Below are 15,847 nucleotides of genomic sequence, written 5' to 3' on the forward strand. Positions count from 1 at the left end.
ACCATGCCCATGATCCGCCGCCTGCTCAATCTCGGCATCCCGGCATCGTCGCTGGTTGGTCAGCCTGAGCCGGTCTCTGCCTGACACCCGCTACGCACTGAGGGCACCCCGAGCCAGCTGTGCTCCGGCTTTTTACCGAGGCGGGTCTGCGCGACATGCCGATCGGCGAGGCCATGGCCATGACGGGGCACCGCACGGTGGCCACCTTCCAGGGCTACTTGAATCGCCCCGGCTTTGAACTGACCCCCAGAAGTTGGACAAGCCTGAGGGGTGTTGGCGCCGGCGCGGCTTTGACCCATGCCGGTATTGAGTGGCTGCAATACGCCACCATCCAACGCCAGCGCTGGCAATGATGTGAGACGCCAGCAAACTTCTCAATTCTCCGCCGGCCGCAACAATGATGGGCATTTGAAACGCTGCGTTCGACTGGCAGGCAGATGCCCGGGTGTGCCCGCAAATCATTCAAGCCGGGTCTCAAGTAGTTACCTAGGCGAATGCTGCGCCACGTATTCCTTTCAGGAGACGCTGATCAATTGATCGATCCCGGCACGCCTCATGCATGCACGAGAGGACCAGATTACAAGGGCAACGGATATGAACCAACGCAGCTTTGCCAGCGCCGCGTACGCATTGAAGAAGAAGCGAACGCGCCGGGAGAAGTTTCTTGCCGAGATGGAACGCGTCGTGCCCTGACCCCGCCTGATCACCCTGATCGAGCCGCTGCGTCCCACCGGTGGGCGTTTGGGCCGTCAGCCGATCGGCGTGCCCCGAATGCTGCGCATGTATTGCCTGCAGCAGTGGTACGGCCAGGCCGACGAGGCGTTGGAAGATGCCCTGTACGACAGCCAGGCACTGCGCGACTTCGTGGGCATCGACCTGTCGCGCGAATCGGTGCCTGATGCCACCACGTTGCTCAAGTTCAGGCGCTTGCTGCTGGACAACGACCTCACCAAGTCCCTGTTCGACGAGATCAACGCCCACCTTGCCGAACAGGGACTTCTGATGCGTGCCGGCACCATCGTGGACGCGACCATCATCGCGGCACCCAGCTCGACCAAGAACGCTAGCAATGCCAGAGACCCCGAGATGCATCAGACCAAAAAGGGCAATCAATGGCACTTTGGAATGAAAGCGCACATCGGTTTCGACGCGCAGTCGGGCCTGGTCCACACGGTGATTGGCACGGCAGCCAACACAAGCGACATCAACGTTGCTGGGGCGCTGCTGCATGGTGAGGAGCATGCAGCCTTCGGTGACGCTGGCTATCAGGAGGGGTAAGCGCAGAAAGCTCAACGAGTTCATCGAGCACCAATTCCTGGCCGAACGTGCGGAGAAGATGAAGGCCAGCATCCGCGACAAGGTCGAGCATCCGTTCCATGTGGCCAAGAACCTGTTTCGTCACAGGAAGGCGCGCGACAAGGGGATGGCCAAGAACACGGCACAGCTATTGAACCTGTTCGGCCTGGCCAATGTGGTCATCGTCAGGAGGTCGCTGTTGGAGGTTCGCGGGCGATCGCACGAACGTCTGGAATCTGAGGAAAACCTGGCGGCGCACACACTGAGTCTGCCGATGCGTGACACGGACTTCTTGTGTGGGAGCATCTCTGCATTGAGCGACCGCCTACACAGATCGCAGGAGGAAGTTCTCGATGACCCGATTCACCGCGTCGGGGTCGGTGATCGGCCCCATATGCCCTAGGTCGGCAAGATTCACGCAGGAGACGTTCGGGAGTGCCTTTAACAGTCGACGTGCCACGCCGTGGGCAGACTGAGTTGACCGCCCGCCTGTGAGGTATAGCACCGGCATTTGGAGTCGGCCAAACTCCGAAATCGGCGTGGGTTCGGTGAACAGCGCATGAGCCCACCGTCGAACATTCACGACGGAGTCGGCGATGGCGACCTTGCGGTTTTCCGCAGTAGTGGCCCAGCTCCCCGGCCCCATCCAGTAGTCGATGAAGCAGCGGGCCGCCTCAAACCGATCTCCGCCGTCCAGTGCCGTAGCCGCCGCGGCCACCGCATTCCGGATCCCGTCCGCATCGTTCGGGGCAGGGCCTTCCATCTCGATCAGCGAGAACAAGGTTGGCTCATAGATCACCAGCGCTCGCACTCTGGTCGGGTACTGGACAGCCGTGCGCAGGGCCACTGCAGCTCCGTACGAATGACCGACGAGCCCGAACGGATCGCCTGCCCTTCGCAACACCGGCTCTATCAGATCGACTTCGTCCTGTAAGGTAATGGTGCTGTCGGAGGGCCAGTCCGGACTCCGACCTGACCCGTACAAGTCGGGTGCGAGCATCCAATAGCGGTCCGCCAGACGCGTCATCAGCGTGCGCCACTGCCCCGACACACTGGCGTTCGAATGCAAGCAGACGATCGCAGGGCCGGAGCCGGCCTCACGCCAATAGGGTGTCGCGGCGCTCATTTGGTTTCTCGGCTGCTCACGTAAACCTCCGGGAGGGAGACCTTAAAGCCGCCCAACTTTATCGGCAAGAGGGCCACTGGGCGCTCCTTCTTCGGGTCAGCGCCGCGTGACGACCGCCTCCAAGTACGCGCTGGGCACCACCAGAGATGCGCTGCCGGCGCGGTTTTCCTTGGTCAGCAGTTCGATCATGTCTGACTCCAGCGCCGCCGCCTTGTCGGTCGGCAGCGCGTTAAAGGCCTTGTGGGTGGGGCCGTACCAGGTGCGGAAGACTTCGACGAAGTGGGCGGCAGAGCGATAGCGGAAATTAAATAACCGTGGCGTGGTCGAGATCGTCGCCTGGGCGGGAGGGAACAGCTCTATTAGGCGCGCTTCGGTGCCCCAGGCCGAGGGTGGTTTGACGCCGGCCGGCGGCGCCACGTAGCGGCCGAGCGTCTTGAAGAGCTGGCCGATGAAGCCGTCGGGCGTCCAGTTCGCCAGGCCGATGCGACCGCCAGGTCGGCAGACGCGAAGCAGCTCGGCCGCGGCCTTGTCCTGATCCGGCGTGAACATCACGCCGAAGGTGGAGAGCACCGCATCGAACGCGTTCGCTGCGAAGGGCAGCGCCTCGGCATCCGCGGTCTGGAAGCTCACCTCGAGGCGTTCGGCCTTCGCGCGCTCGGCGCCGCGATCAAGCAGAGCGCTCACATAGTCGGTCGAGGTCACCTTGCAGCCGCGCCGCGCAGCCGCGAGCGTGGCATTGCCGTTGCCGGCTGCGACATCGAGCACCTTTTCGTCGGTGCGCAGGTCGCAGGACTCGGCCAGCAGCTCGCCAACGAGCTGGAGCGTGGTGCCAACGATCGCGTAGTCGCCGGAGGACCAGGCCGCCTGCTGTCGACCCTTGACGGCCGCGAGATCGGCGGTTGTGCTGGCGGGGGTGAGCGAAGATAATGGGGACATGACGGGCTCCTTGCGGGTTGGGGATCGAAGCCTCCCTCACTTGCGGGAGACAGAGGCCAACTGTGTGCTTCGGGCGTGGCATTGAGCGCTGCAATCCGCGTGGAATTGAGCGTGGCAACGACTGTTGAATTCTCTGCGTCGTCCTCCGAATTCGAGCTCCGCCTGCTCGGTCCGATGGCGATGCTGCGCCGCGGGCAGGCGCTCATCCTGCCCCCATCACGCAAGGCTCGGGCGCTACTAGCTTTGCTTGCGCTGGCCCCGCGCCCCATGTCACGCGACCAACTTTGCGAGATGCTTTGGGACCGGCCTTCGGATCCTCGCGCCGAGTTGCGTGGCGCCCTGTCGAAGCTGCGTGCCCTTCTCGACGAGCCGCTGCGCAAGCGCGTGCTGGCTAACGCGCATGGCGTGCATCTGGATTTGGGCGACGGAATAATCGACGTACGCGAGTTGGAGTCGCAGGTCCGCAGCCGCAACGATTCCAGCGCAACGCTGGCGTCGTCCATCCACGCGGCGGGCTTCGACGGCGAATTTCTGGCGGGCCTCGACATCGACGGTGCGCCTATCTACTCTCACTGGGTGATGGCGGAGCGGCGTCGCTGGCGCAGCCTTTACATTGCCCTGCTGGAGCGCATGGCCGACCACTTTCCGCCGCAATCCGCCGAGGCATTGGACTGCCTGAGCCGGTGGCTGCGCCTGTTGCCGCATGACCGCCGCGCGCACGAGCGCCTGCTCGACGCGCTTGCGCGGCGCGGCCAGCTTCGCGAAGGCGATGCCCATCTCGCGACCGCCGTCCGACTCTTCGACTGCGAAGGCCAGGACGCAACAGACCTTGTGCAAGCGTGGCGCCTGGCGCGTGAGCGCCACGGCGGCTCGGCGGTCCGCACCGTGGTGCAGGAACCGCCGCCCTCCGCCAGTGAGCCACCCCACCTGCGTCGCGGGTCGGTCGCCGTCATGCCCTTCGAGGAGTTGCCATACGGCAGTTCGAGTGGCTTCGGTCGCTACTTGGCCTACGACGTCACAACGAGGCTGGCCAAACTGCGCAGCCTGTTCGTCATCGCCCCGGCCAGCACTAGCGAACTTGAGGCGCGGGGCATGGGAGCGGAAGCCGCTGCGCGCGTGCTCGATGTCGACTACGTGGCCACCGGTCTTTTGCGCCGAGGCTGCGGGCAGATCGCCCTGTCGACCCAGCTCATCCATACCCGTAGCGCACGCGTAGTCTGGGCCGACAGCCTGAGCGCGGCCGAGTCGGAACCGTTCGACGTGCTGGACGAACTGTGCAACCAGCTGGTGGCTGCCATCGCCGACCAAGTCGAGCTCGCCGAACGTCAGCGCGCCGTGCTCAAACCCCCAGGCTCGCTCGATGCGTGGGAAGCTCACCACCGGGGCCTGGGGCACATGTACCGCTTCCGACGCGAAGAAAATGAACTAGCCCGCCACTGGTTCGAAACCGCCACACGCCTGGAGCCGGGGTTCTCGCGCCCGCACGCGGGCCTCTCGTTCACGCATTGGCAGAACGCCTTCCAAGGTTGGGGCGACCGGGCGCGCGAAACAGAACTCGCTTGGCGCCATGCCAACGAAGGCCTCATCGCTGACGACCAGGATCCAGCGATCCACTGGGCCCTGGGCCGCGCTCACTGGCTGCGCGGACAGGTGGCTGAGTCACTCGCCGAACTGAACCAGTCGGTCCTGCTCAGTCCTAACTTCTCGCAGGGCCATTACGCGCTAGCTTTCGTGCACTCGCAGTCGGGCGATGCCCATGCGGCCATTGCTTCGGCCGACCACGCCCGCGAGCTGAGCCCGTTCGATCCGATGCTATTTGCCATGTTGGCTACGCGGGCGATGGCGCTGATGCGCCAGGGTCGGATGGACCAGGCCGCCGACTGGGCCGTGCGGGCGAGCGCGCGACCCAACGCACACCAGCACATTCGCGGCATCGAGGCGCATTGCCTCGAATTGGCGGGCCGCCACGACGAGGCCCTGCAGGCGGTTGCAGCCCTGCGTCGTGAGCACCCGGGCTACAGCGTGACCGACTTCCTGCGGGCCTTTCACTTTGCTGACGACGGCGAGAGCCTGATTCGGCGCGCGGCGGTGGGAATAGGCCTCGCATGAACCATTCTGGGCTGTCCGCGCCGACGCGGATTTGAGCCAGGCGCCGATATTTGAATGAGCCGGGAGATTTGGGCCGAGAGCCAAGCCTAGCGACAATTCCAGTGCCAAGGAAGTGGCTCACTGCGGCGCCCAAAGATGGCTCAAATCGGCATCGGCGGCAACACATTGATCCATTGGCCGGCATTAGAAATCACCGCCAGCACTTGGGTTGGGAGGGCGCAACATCCGCGCCCTGCTACACGTGTCCTGGTCTAATGAAGTCGCACACTGCGATAGCTGGAAATCAGTTGGACAGTCCTTCGGGCGGCGGGTGTGATGGAAAATGGCGGGCTGCTTCCGTCATGGCGCAGTCGGTCCGGCACCTAGTCGTGCCCAAAGGCGCGTACTTGTGCACCAGAATAATGTCGATCACTTCTTTTATCGCAGCACACCTTGTTCGCGCCAAGCCGCGCCGGCTGCATCAGCTTTCATGGGCTTGTAGTAGTAGTAGCCCTGCACGAAATCGACTCCCATTCCCTGCAACAGCGCTACCTCGGCGGCCGTCTCGGCGCCCTCGGCCACCACGTCCAGGCCCAGGGTGTGTGCCAGCATCACGACTACTTCGGCAATCTGTCGCTTGTCATCTTGACAATCCATTTGGGTCACGAAGGAGCGGTCGATTTTTAGGGTGTCGAGCGGCAGGCGCCGCAATTGGCTGAGCGAAGAGTAGCCGGTGCCGAAATCGTCGAGGCATAACTTGACGCCCAATTCCCTCAACTGCCGAAAAATATCGAGTGCGTGATCAGGGTCGGCCATGACCGCGCTTTCGGTCAATTCCAGTTTTAGCGTGCCAGCGAGAATACCGCTCTCGTTCAAGGTCTGCGCGACCAGCGCGACCAGGCGATCATCGGACAGCTGCATCGCCGACAGATTTACACTCATCGTCAGCGGCTGCCCGCTGTCTTGCTGCCAGGTCCGCAGTTGGTTGCAGGCATTCCGAAGTATCCAACCACCCATCCCGACGATCAGGCCGATTTCTTCGGCCACTGGTATGAATTCAGCCGGGCCGACCGCGCCGTACACTGGGTGGTCCCAGCGCAGCAGTGCCTCGAAACCGCGTATTTGGCCGTCGCGGGGGGTGACGATCGGCTGATAGGCCAGCCAGAGTTCGCCACGGCCCTGCGCCAATCGCAATTCCGATTCGAGCTTCAGGCGGCGCAAAGCGTTGTCCTGCATGGCGGTGTCGAACATGACCCAGCGCGCGCGGCCCTTCTGCTTGGCGTAGTACATGGCAGTGTCGGCGTCGCGCAGCATGTTATGCACGTCGGTGTAGCCGCTCGCGCTGAGGGCAATGCCGATACTGGCCGTGACGATGACCTGCTGCTCGTCCAGCACGAACGGCTCGGCCATGACACTCATAAGCCTTTCGGCCATGCGCACGGGGACCCACTGATTGCTGATATTGTCGAGCAGGATGGTGAATTCGTCGCCACCCATGCGCGCCACGAAATCGGAGCCGCCAACATCGCCCTCCCCGCGCGACATCATGTCGATGTGGCGCAGCGAATTGGTCATGCGGTTGGCGGTGGCGATGATCAGCTGGTCACCGGCTTGATGCCCCAGGCCGTCGTTGACGCCTTTAAAACGGTCAAGGTCGATGAACAACACGCTGAACTGGTAGCCCGGCACGCGCTGGGCGCGTAAGTGGGCCTGTTGCAGGCGGTCAAGGAACAGCTTGCGGTTTCCCAGCTGGGTCAGCGGGTCGTGCAGCGCGTCGTGCATCAACCTGTCCTTGGTGCGCCTGCGCTCGACGACGCGCCCGAGCGTCATACCGATCTGGCCCATCAGGCGCAGCAGCGCCTCGTCGGGCGTCTGATGTTTCATGCTGAAGAACTCGAGCACTGCCACCACTTCAGTGCCGATCATGACCGGGAATGCAAACAGGGAGCGCAGACCGGCATGCTCCGCTTCCGGCAGACGCGGATGAGCATTCGCATCGAGACTGTTGGAGTTGACCCATGCTGGCGCGCTGCTTTCCCATACCCTGCCCGGTAATCCGATGCTGCGTCCGAATGCGATTGACTCGGTCAGTGCGCGCAGCGCATCGTAGCGGCCGCCGCTCCCGTCATGCCAGATCATCGTGGAATCGAACGTCGAGCTGGCGTCGCCGTCGACCAGCAGTAAATGGCCCAACGGCCAGTCAGCGAACTTACATACTGCGGCGAGGGCATGGCGCATAGCGTCTTCAACGCTGTCAGCCTCGTTCGATGCCGCAGCAATCGATTCGAGCAGGCCGATTTCCTGCTGCCGCTGGAACAGGTCGCGCAGGCCGTGTTCAGCGATCGCTTCGGCTTCGTGGCGCGCGGCGGACTCGCGCCGCAGGCGTCGGTTCAGGCGTGCGATTTCGGCGTCGGCAACCGCAGACGCTGCGTCATTAATGGAATCGGACATGTAATACGCACTTGGAAGCTCCTTCAAGCATGCACTGTGACTGCGTGATGTCGGCTTGCTCCTGGAAGTGTTTGGCGGCGCCCTGCATGAAGCCTTCCGCCAACGCGCACAGCTTGCGCGACGAGCTATAGCCAATGATCAAGCCGCCATCGTCGCCGACGCCGAAATCGAACATCGGCGTGTTCGCGCCGGGATATAACTTATGAACTTCAGGATGAATGACGTTGTTCAAGGTGAGCAGGAAACTGCGCGTTTCGGTATGACTGCTGAAAAAAACGGGGTAGCGAGCAACCATCGAGGGTATGGCGCGCTGGCCGAACCAGCGCAGCACGTCCTGGGTTGGCAGGTTCAGCGCTTTAGATGCCGCGTCGACCAGCGCTACGACTTCGCTGTCGGGATAGTTGCCGAGAGAAGTGTAGGCGCCCGACAAGTCCGCTTCATCGAGCAGCTTGTCCCAGGTCGCTTCGCCGAAATCGTTGCTGACGGCTTCCTCAAGCAAATTAAAAACAATGCCCTTCATATGCTGCCTTGCCAGGGTGATAATCTTCGGATTATGCCTTCGGGATGCATAGTCCCGAACGTTTTGTTACATGATTTTAGGCAGTGAAGTCCGCATCACACTCTGCCGACGAAGTGGAAGGCAATGTCGCTTATGGCCCCGGCATGGTTGGCGTAGTTGTGCTGCCAGTCGCGCACCATCTTCAAGTTCAAGGAGAAGCGCTTCATGACCGAACCGTCCCAACAATTTCTTTGTGACTTACGCTGCCAACCATGCTGTACCTGTGCGCTTGAGTGCTTGAGCAACAAAGCTGAATGCCAACTGCTGACGTTCCTATCGTGCGCAGGCTGGCCGGCTGCGGGCGTCTGAGCGGGGTTGGAGCGACGAAGGCCCTGGCGACGCCGTACGCCTCATCTCGCCTGTACGTGTACTTCTTTCAACCATCGTTCAAGCTGAAATCCAAGACACGCGACGGCGCCAAGGTTCACAAGATTTACTTCACACCGGCGACCCCCTGCGATCGGCTGCTGGCTCACGCGGCCATTGAACCGCTGATGAATGCGCGGCTCAAGGCGCAGCTCGAAAGCCTCGACCCGGTGCGGTTGCTGCAAGATGTTCGGAATGCGCAGCAGCCACTGAGTGAGATCGCAGCGCATGGCGTGCCAAGCGGTGCCGCGCCGGCGAGATCGCCGGACGTCGACGCCTTACTCAAGAGCCTGTCCACGGCGTGGAAGGATGGAGAGGCTCGACCCACGCATGCAAGCAGCCCGGCGCCAAGCACTGGTGGCGCACAAAGGTTGATCCGTTCGCCGACGCGTGGCCGCTCGTCGACGGCTGGCTGATTGCCGAGCCATCCGCTTCGGCCAAGGAGTTGATGGAACGATTGGCAACGATGTTCCCGGAAGCCTATGCTGGCAATGCGCAACTGCGAACGTTGCAACGCCGGGTCAAAGCCTGGCGTGCCGAGCGGGCGAAAGAAAGGATCCTTGGCCGATTCCGCAAGCCGACCGGGGTACCAGCTGAAGTGTGAAACAGCGGCGGAAAAACTTCGCGGCCGACGAGGGGCCGGGCGCTTCACGCCCGGCAGGCTACGGACATGTGGACGATGCGCCTGTGGCGCTCCGGCTGCGACCACCTGTCCACAGCCTTCGACCATTAAATTGAAGAGTAAAAGAACGCCCGAAACGACAGCCGGTCAACGGGTAACGTTTCTTCGTGAGACAACACGCCGGACAAAGCAATCGTCGCCAACCAGTGAGCCCCTGTAAATTTACAAAGGCATAGGCGTCAAAAACAAAGTCTCGAGGTCAAACATGACCGGCGCCGCTGCGGAAGCTTTCACAGTGCGGCACTTACAGCTGGGTCAAATTCCGTCACCACTCGGTTTCTGCCACCCCTTTTGGCTCGGTACAAAGCTCTGTCAGCGGCACCCAGTAGTTCATCGGCACCGGCATTGGGGCCAGGGAATACCTGCGCTGCCACGCCTGCGCTGATAGAGACGTGACCCAAAACACTGGAGACAAAGGGCAACTGCAGATTCGCCACCGTCAGGCAGATAGCCTCAGCCACCACGACCGCTCCTGCTGTATCTGTCTCGGGCAGGAGCACGGCTATTTCCTCACCCCCATAGCGCGCCACGAAGTCATGGGGCTGGCGCACTGCCGACGCGATGGAACAAGCCACCGCCTGTAGGCATCTGTCGCCCGCGGGATGGCCGTAGATGTCGTTGTAGAGTTTGAAGTGATCGACGTCGACCATGATGAGTGCCATTGGCCGGCCCGTTCTGCGGGCGTTCGCGAAATCCTGCATGAGGGTTTCGTCAAAGTAGCGACGGTTTGCCAGGCCGGTCAGCCCGTCATGGTGCGCCAGGTGGGTCAGCTGCGCGTTGGTCACTGTCAACTCGTTGCGCGCTATACGCAACATATTTTCGTCTCGCAGTCGGTCGCGCATCAAGCGGACCACCTTGTTGCCCAACAGGCCCACAAAGCTACATAGCAGCACGATCCAGACTGTCTGAACATACGTTGTGGTCCGCCAAGGTTGCAGCAGTTCCTGCTTGGACAGCGCCACGGTCACAAACAATGGGTTGTTCTTCAGGTATTGGTAGCTCACCACCCGTTCCACACCGTCGAGGGGCGAGACGAACTCAATCGTGCCGGACCGATGTTTTTGAAGCAGCAAAAACTGGGCAGTACCCGCTACGGTTTTGTCCATGTCGGACTCAGCAAACGGACGTCGCGTTAACAGACCGCCTTCGGACAGGCTCAGCGACAGCGCCCCATACTGGCCAATCTCGTATTCCGCCATCAACTGCTGGATATGGGCCACTTTGATGGTGGCAAGCACCACGCCGGTGAACTGGCCGTCCAGGTCGTTGAGGCGCCGCGAAACCGGAATGAGCCAGACGTTGCCAACCCGGCTGCGATAGGGCTTGCCCACATGGCGCACTAGGCTCAGGCTGTCGCGGTGGTAAGTAAAATAAGCCCGCTGGGAATCGTTAGCAAGCGCATTGCCGGTTGACTCGGAACTGACGATCCGCTGGCCTTGGGCGTCCATTACAGAGAGGCTGTGGAGCTGCTCGGTCGCCGCAGCATAGTTGACCAGCATGGGCTGCATGTGTTGGACAGCGATGGGGTCCCCGTCCACGCGCCCCAGTTCAAATGCCACCGTGTCCAGAATTCTGGCAGTTTCGGAAAAAAGGCTGTTCATCTGCTGGGCAATCGCCCGCGTCAGATTCATGTCGGCCAGCGTGGCCTGACGGATGGCTTCATCGCGCGCCTGAAGCGCCAGCCAGACGTTGACCCCAAGCAGTGCCACGCACACGAACACCACGAACGACGTGATCGCCATTACCGCTCGGCGAGGCGAGCTCGCACGAGTGTCAGGCTGTTTTAGGCTCGACTCAGGAACAGCGAGACTTTTAGCTACAAGCATCTTGGTAAGCCAGAAAAAAGTGTGTTGCGGAAAGGCCCAGATAAAAACAACGTACGGCAATACAAACTTTTCTCACAACGCCATTAAATGTCACGCATGTCGGAATTTGTCACAGCGCTTCAAATTGTCAGACCAAATGTGGAATTTAACCCGTTAAAACGGAATGCAGGTTTCGGGACGTCGGGACGTCGGGACGTCGGGACGTCGGGAGACGCGTACATGGGCGCCTCCCGGATTGCAAGAACTCATGTGCGTGACGATTCTGGAGGCAGGGCTGCAGTCTCATATCCAGCCTGTTGCTTATTTCGTTGTTTTCATCGTCTTCGCCGTCAAATAATGGGCGCGACTGTTCGGCAATCTCATGTCGCCGGTACTGGGACATGGTGACTGATCGTGGCCCCATCCCCGCGAAGCCAGCTTGTCGCCCTCTCGGCAGCCATTGGTCGCGCGTAGAAATAGCCCTGCCCCTTGTCACAGCCGAGCGTCCGCAGCAACGCTGCTTGGCCAGCGGTCTCAATACCCTCTGCTACCGTGACCATGCCCAGACTTCGCGCGATGTGGACGATCGCCTCGATGAGTACGCGGTGGTGTGCACTGGTTTCGATCGGGGTGACAAAGGAGCGGTCGATCTTGATGACGTCGACAGGGAGTTCGTGCAGGCTGGACAGCGACGAGTAGCCGGTCCCGAAATCGTCAAGCGCCAAGGTCAACCCGAGTCCCCTGAGCTCACTCAACCGGGCCTGAACCGCAGTGTCTTGTGCGGCCAGGCTCTCAGTGATTTCCAGCTGCAGACAGGCAGCCGGCAACCCGCTTGCCTCAAGCGCGTTAGCGACGCGCTCGACGATCTTCCGATCGGCAAGCTGCGCTCGCGACAGATTGACAGAGACCGTACGGGGTGCCCGGTCGCCCAGGAGCGCGCGCCATACGACAAGTTGGCGGCAGGTGTCGTTGATGATCCAGTCGCCCAACTCGCGGATTAGGCCGCTGGCTTCGGCCACCGCGATGAATTCGGCCGGCATGACCATGCCTCGTTGCGGATGGCGCCAGCGCACCAGTGCTTCCATTCCCACTACTGAGCCGTCCGCAAGGGCGACGATTGGCTGGTATTCGGTGCACAGTTGCCCCCCGGACAGCGCGGTGCGTAACCCTAGCTCCAGATCGCCGAGCTGTCGGGCGCGATCCATCATCTCAGACTCAAAAACGACGCGGCGTGCACCTCCTGCGCGCTTGGCATCGCGCATTGCCAGGCTGGCGAGCTCCAGCAGTTCTTCGGCATTGCCAGAACAGCCCTTGCCTGTCACCAAGCCCACGCTCGCCGACAGGTGCACAGTCTGCTCGCCGATGGCGTAAGGCTCCTGCAACATGCTGACCAATCGATCCGCTGCGTCGACCGCAGCGAGCACACTGCCTTCAAGCATATCGAGGAACAGCACGAATTCGTCTGCGCCCAGCCGTGCTGCCATGGGCGATGACGTGCCGGAGGCAAGAGAAGCGCCCAACTCGTGCGCGGCCGCTCCCACGCGGCGTCCCATGAGGCACAGCACTTCGTCACCGGTCGCGTGGCCGAGGGTTACGTTGATACGTTCGAATCGGTCTGCGTTGACGAGCATGAGCGCAAAGTCGTACGCAGGTTCGTCCTGTGCCCGACTTAGCGCCCGGTGCATTCGCTCCAGTACCGCCGTTCGGTTTGGCAAAGATGTCAACGCATCGACGCGCTTTTGCCCATGAAGCCGCGCCTGCAGCCGCTGCTGTGCGCGCTGCACCACCACGCTTATGTCCGTCACACAGGCCATCAACGTGGTGTCGTCCAGCCGCATCATGTGAAGTCCCAGAAATAGCGGCTCACCTCGCGTTGCGCCGAGCTGCCGGACCTGCAGTGGCAATGCGTCGCAAACGATATCGCCAGGCTGCGCATTCGCGTTTGCAAGATTGCGCAATCCGGGCGCCACGGTCTTCAATACTTCAAATAGGTTGTCCAGCGCTCCGTCGACCGCCAGCGGCATTAGCAACTGTGCCGACATCGGATTGATCAGAATGATCGTGCCGTCGAGTGTGGTTTGGATCAGGCCGATCGGTGCGCGATAGAGAAACTGGACGAGGGCTTCGTCGGCGGCGGCTTCAGCCATGAATGTGTTTGGCGAGATTGCGATCGCCATCGGCATCGGTCTTACCTACCCAGCGCTCAACGCGGTTGCGGCCTTTCGACTTGGCCAGGTACATTGCCGAGTCGGCGCGTTGCAGCAACTCGTCCACGCCGTCAATGCCTTCTTGCATCGTCGCAACCCCGGCGCTGATCGTGTAGCGGATGAAGGTGCCGTTAATCTCGACGGCTTGCGCTTCAATGCTGCGGCAAAGCCGTAGCGCAGCAGCTTCGGCGGCTTCGAGTGTGATCCCCGGCATCAGGACGGCAAACTCTTCTCCGCCCACCCGCGCGACGACGTCCATCGCATGAAAGCTAAACGACATGCCTGCGGCAAGATGCCGCAACACGGCGTCTCCTCCGGAATGCCCATGTTCATCATTGATTCCCTTGAAGTGGTCTGCGTCGATCATCACCACGGAGAGGGGCCTGGACATTCGCGTCCAGCGCTGGAGTTCGAGATTCGCTGCGTCAAAAAACGCGCGACGGTTGGCCAGTCCGGTGAGGTGGTCGCTCGAAACCGACTGCCGCAGCGCCTCGGTGGCGTCGCGCCGGTCGGATATGTCGCGAATGATCAGACTGTAGGCACGCTCCGTCTGCCGCTCGTCAGACGGGTCATCACCAGGCACGTGCAGCGGTGCGATCAGGCAGCTACCCCAATAGCGCGTCCCGTCGGCCCGCACTCGCCATCCCTCGTCGAGGCTCCAGCCGCTGTCGTCGGCCTCGTGCAGCCGGTCGAGCGCACGGTCGCCCGACATGCCGTCCAACGGATAGAACATTGCATAGGAGTGTCCGACCGTAGCTTCGCCAGCAAAGCCCGCAACACGCCCGATGCTCGGGTTCCAGCTCTGTGCGCAGCCGTTCGCATCCAACGCCACCAGCGCGTAGTCGGTCAGGCCGGTCACGATGGTGTTTATCCACGCCAGGCTCTGGCGCAGTTCGCGATCGCGCTTGACGGATTTGGTGACGTCGCTGAGCACGGCCATCAGTCGCCGGTCGTCCAGCTTGAGCAGGCTGAGCGACAGGATTTGTGCGTCTTTGTGGCCACGTCCCGCGTTGACTTGCAGGTGTAAGGCATCGCACACCATGCCATGACTGCCTTCAAAGGCGGCGGCCATGTGCCGAAGGTCTGGCGCCACACCTTCGAGCGCAGTGAACAGATTTGACAAACCGCCATCGCGCGACAACGGCATCAGCAGTTGGGCGCACAGCGGATTCACCATCACGATCTCGCCGTCGGTATGCGCCTGCACCAGTCCGATGGGTGCGATATACAAAAACTGCGTCAGCGCCTCGTAGTCTTCCTCAAGTGAAAAAGCCATGTGGGGAGCGCTCAGCCCACGCGCTGGACAAGAACGTAGCGGAACAGCCCGCTGGGCGACGCGAGCAAACGCAATTGGACCTTGACAGGCCGCATGCGCAGGGTCAGCACGTATTCGATGACCTGGTCGAGGGTTGTACCGTGCTCTACGGCATCCTCGAAGCGCTGTGCCACCAGAAAGTTGTTCATGCACGGTGCAACAACGGTAAATAGGGGCTGGCTCAATACCCGCTGCGGAGAGAGTCCAGCCGCTTTTGACTCAAACGCGTTGTAGCGGCGCACCACACCACTTGCATCGAAGCCGATAACGCCAAAATCAAGCGCATCCAGTTGCGCGTCGGTGAACCCGTCCAGCGTGCCGAAAAGCTCCGGCGTAGCAAAGGCGGCGCATACGATAGGTGTCATTGAGAGTCCACAAATTAATGAGAGGCGGAGTGCATTTCGGCGGTCGTTCAGCTATGGGTGCGCTCCTCGTTGGAATAAGTATGAGCCCGACTGCCGTCGCCTCTTTGTTTTCGGCACTGTGGCCAAAAACTTGAGGCCGTAGGTCGAACCCGATTTCACCCTTCGCGGTGCCGTTCGCTGCGGCTGTCTCCAACAGCTGCTCTGCCAACAAGAATTGCGCGCCCCTCAATTCGATTGCGGCGGCGCTCGTCGTCTGGCAGCATCGCGCCATGCTGTTCCGTCTTGTCTATGTCAGTCGTGCGGTTTTAGAGACCGGTAACGACTTGCCCGCCATCCTGAAGTGGTGCCACGAGGTCAACCCGGGCCTTGGAGTGACCGGCGTCCTGGGTTTCCTCGATGGGGTGTACTTGCAATACCTCGAGGGTGAAGAAGCCGTTGTCGAGGAACTTTTTGCCAGAATCCAGTCGGACATTCGCCACGCGGATGTCACCCGGCTCGAGTGGCGCACGCTTCCTCGGCGCGCTTTCCCCGACTGGTCAATGCATCTGCTGGAATGGGATGCGAACAACATAGCCTGTCGGCGCCGATCTCAACTTGACCCACCCTGCCGATCTCAACTTAACCCGGGAATGGGTGCCGGCGTTGTAGCTG

Annotated in this window: 13 protein-coding genes and 1 pseudogene; 6 read left to right on the plus strand and 8 right to left on the minus strand. The window is 61.6% G+C overall.

Going from position 1 to position 15,847, the window contains the following annotated elements:
* The first annotated feature begins 119 nt into the window (after nucleotides 1-119).
* Both QN413_RS25545 and QN413_RS25550 read left to right on the plus strand, forming a co-directional pair.
* Complete coding sequence (locus tag QN413_RS25545; protein WP_323499405.1) at nucleotides 120-353, plus strand: hypothetical protein; 234 nt, start codon at nucleotides 120-122, stop codon at nucleotides 351-353.
* A gap of 241 nt (nucleotides 354-594) precedes the next feature.
* Nucleotides 595-1,510: pseudogene (locus QN413_RS25550) on the plus strand (IS5 family transposase); the annotation flags it as partial.
* 111 nt (nucleotides 1,511-1,621) lie between these two features.
* On the opposite strand, the gene QN413_RS25555 reads toward QN413_RS25550, so the two are convergent.
* Together QN413_RS25555 and QN413_RS25560 are read right to left on the minus strand one after the other, a co-directional pair.
* Entirely contained in the window at nucleotides 1,622-2,422 is an 801-nt protein-coding gene (locus QN413_RS25555; protein ID WP_323499406.1) for an alpha/beta hydrolase, read from the minus strand.
* A gap of 96 nt (nucleotides 2,423-2,518) precedes the next feature.
* Nucleotides 2,519-3,358, minus strand: a complete 840-nt coding sequence (locus QN413_RS25560; RefSeq protein ID WP_323499407.1) for a class I SAM-dependent methyltransferase — start codon at nucleotides 3,356-3,358, stop codon at nucleotides 2,519-2,521.
* A 99-nt stretch (nucleotides 3,359-3,457) separates the two neighbouring features.
* On the opposite strand from QN413_RS25560, the gene QN413_RS25565 reads away from it, so the two are divergent.
* The gene (locus QN413_RS25565) at nucleotides 3,458-5,467 is read left to right on the plus strand and encodes a transcriptional regulator (RefSeq protein WP_323499408.1); all 2,010 of its coding nucleotides are present in this window, start codon (nucleotides 3,458-3,460) and stop codon (nucleotides 5,465-5,467) included.
* A gap of 417 nt (nucleotides 5,468-5,884) precedes the next feature.
* Here the strand turns inward: QN413_RS25565 and QN413_RS25570 are convergent, their stop codons facing one another.
* Together QN413_RS25570 and QN413_RS25575 are read right to left on the minus strand one after the other, a co-directional pair.
* Entirely contained in the window at nucleotides 5,885-7,897 is a 2,013-nt protein-coding gene (locus QN413_RS25570; protein ID WP_323499409.1) for a putative bifunctional diguanylate cyclase/phosphodiesterase, read from the minus strand.
* Nucleotides 7,881-8,417, minus strand: coding sequence for a heme NO-binding domain-containing protein (locus tag QN413_RS25575; protein ID WP_323499410.1), 537 nt, complete (start codon nucleotides 8,415-8,417; stop codon nucleotides 7,881-7,883). Before QN413_RS25575 ends, QN413_RS25570 begins: the two co-directional genes overlap by 17 nt.
* A 293-nt stretch (nucleotides 8,418-8,710) precedes the next feature.
* On the opposite strand from QN413_RS25575, the gene QN413_RS25580 reads away from it, so the two are divergent.
* Together QN413_RS25580 and QN413_RS25585 are read left to right on the plus strand one after the other, a co-directional pair.
* The gene (locus tag QN413_RS25580) at nucleotides 8,711-9,238 is read left to right on the plus strand and encodes a hypothetical protein (protein ID WP_323499411.1); all 528 of its coding nucleotides are present in this window, start codon (nucleotides 8,711-8,713) and stop codon (nucleotides 9,236-9,238) included.
* A gap of 32 nt (nucleotides 9,239-9,270) precedes the next feature.
* On the plus strand, nucleotides 9,271-9,426 hold the full coding sequence (locus QN413_RS25585; RefSeq protein ID WP_323499417.1) for a hypothetical protein: 156 nt from the start codon (nucleotides 9,271-9,273) through the stop codon (nucleotides 9,424-9,426).
* Nucleotides 9,427-9,734: 308 nt separating this feature from the next.
* On the opposite strand, the gene QN413_RS25590 is transcribed toward QN413_RS25585, so the two are convergent.
* The 4 genes from QN413_RS25590 to QN413_RS25605 all read right to left on the minus strand — a co-directional run bounded on the left by QN413_RS25590 (nucleotide 9,735) and on the right by QN413_RS25605 (nucleotide 15,196).
* Complete coding sequence (locus QN413_RS25590) at nucleotides 9,735-11,246, minus strand: sensor domain-containing diguanylate cyclase (protein ID WP_323499412.1); 1,512 nt, start codon at nucleotides 11,244-11,246, stop codon at nucleotides 9,735-9,737.
* A gap of 443 nt (nucleotides 11,247-11,689) precedes the next feature.
* Nucleotides 11,690-13,492 carry a bifunctional diguanylate cyclase/phosphodiesterase gene (locus QN413_RS25595; RefSeq protein ID WP_323499413.1) on the minus strand — a complete coding sequence of 601 codons (1,803 nt, stop codon included), beginning with the start codon at nucleotides 13,490-13,492 and terminating at the stop codon, nucleotides 11,690-11,692.
* Nucleotides 13,449-14,588, minus strand: a complete 1,140-nt coding sequence (locus QN413_RS25600; protein WP_323499414.1) for a sensor domain-containing diguanylate cyclase — start codon at nucleotides 14,586-14,588, stop codon at nucleotides 13,449-13,451. The genes QN413_RS25595 and QN413_RS25600 overlap by 44 nt, the downstream gene beginning before the upstream one ends.
* Nucleotides 14,589-14,803: 215 nt before the next feature.
* Nucleotides 14,804-15,196 (minus strand): PAS domain-containing protein, encoded by a 393-nt coding sequence (locus QN413_RS25605; protein WP_323499415.1) that lies wholly within the window; start codon nucleotides 15,194-15,196, stop codon nucleotides 14,804-14,806.
* A 269-nt stretch (nucleotides 15,197-15,465) separates the two neighbouring features.
* Between QN413_RS25605 and QN413_RS25610 the strand changes: the two genes are divergently transcribed.
* Nucleotides 15,466-15,847: BLUF domain-containing protein (locus QN413_RS25610; RefSeq protein WP_323499416.1), on the plus strand; the 382-nt coding region annotated here is incomplete at its 3' end.

Origin of the sequence: Variovorax sp. LG9.2, assembly GCF_035018885.1 — a bacterium.
GTDB lineage: Bacteria > Pseudomonadota > Gammaproteobacteria > Burkholderiales > Burkholderiaceae_C > Variovorax.

Bases quoted from the DNA above. Each gene is read 5' to 3' on its own strand.
- QN413_RS25555 (WP_323499406.1), bottom strand. From the start codon at position 2,422: ATGAGCGCCGCGACACCCTATTGGCGTGAGGCCGGCTCCGGCCCTGCG.
- QN413_RS25560 (WP_323499407.1), bottom strand. From the start codon at position 3,358: ATGTCCCCATTATCTTCGCTCACCCCCGCCAGCACAACCGCCGATCTC.
- QN413_RS25570 (WP_323499409.1), bottom strand. From the start codon at position 7,897: ATGTCCGATTCCATTAATGACGCAGCGTCTGCGGTTGCCGACGCCGAA.
- QN413_RS25575 (WP_323499410.1), bottom strand. From the start codon at position 8,417: ATGAAGGGCATTGTTTTTAATTTGCTTGAGGAAGCCGTCAGCAACGAT.
- QN413_RS25580 (WP_323499411.1), top strand. From the start codon at position 8,711: ATGCCAACTGCTGACGTTCCTATCGTGCGCAGGCTGGCCGGCTGCGGG.
- QN413_RS25585 (WP_323499417.1), top strand. From the start codon at position 9,271: ATGGAACGATTGGCAACGATGTTCCCGGAAGCCTATGCTGGCAATGCG.
- QN413_RS25590 (WP_323499412.1), bottom strand. From the start codon at position 11,246: ATGGCGATCACGTCGTTCGTGGTGTTCGTGTGCGTGGCACTGCTTGGG.
- QN413_RS25595 (WP_323499413.1), bottom strand. From the start codon at position 13,492: ATGCCGATGGCGATCGCAATCTCGCCAAACACATTCATGGCTGAAGCC.
- QN413_RS25600 (WP_323499414.1), bottom strand. From the start codon at position 14,588: ATGGCCGCCGCCTTTGAAGGCAGTCATGGCATGGTGTGCGATGCCTTA.
- QN413_RS25605 (WP_323499415.1), bottom strand. From the start codon at position 15,196: ATGACACCTATCGTATGCGCCGCCTTTGCTACGCCGGAGCTTTTCGGC.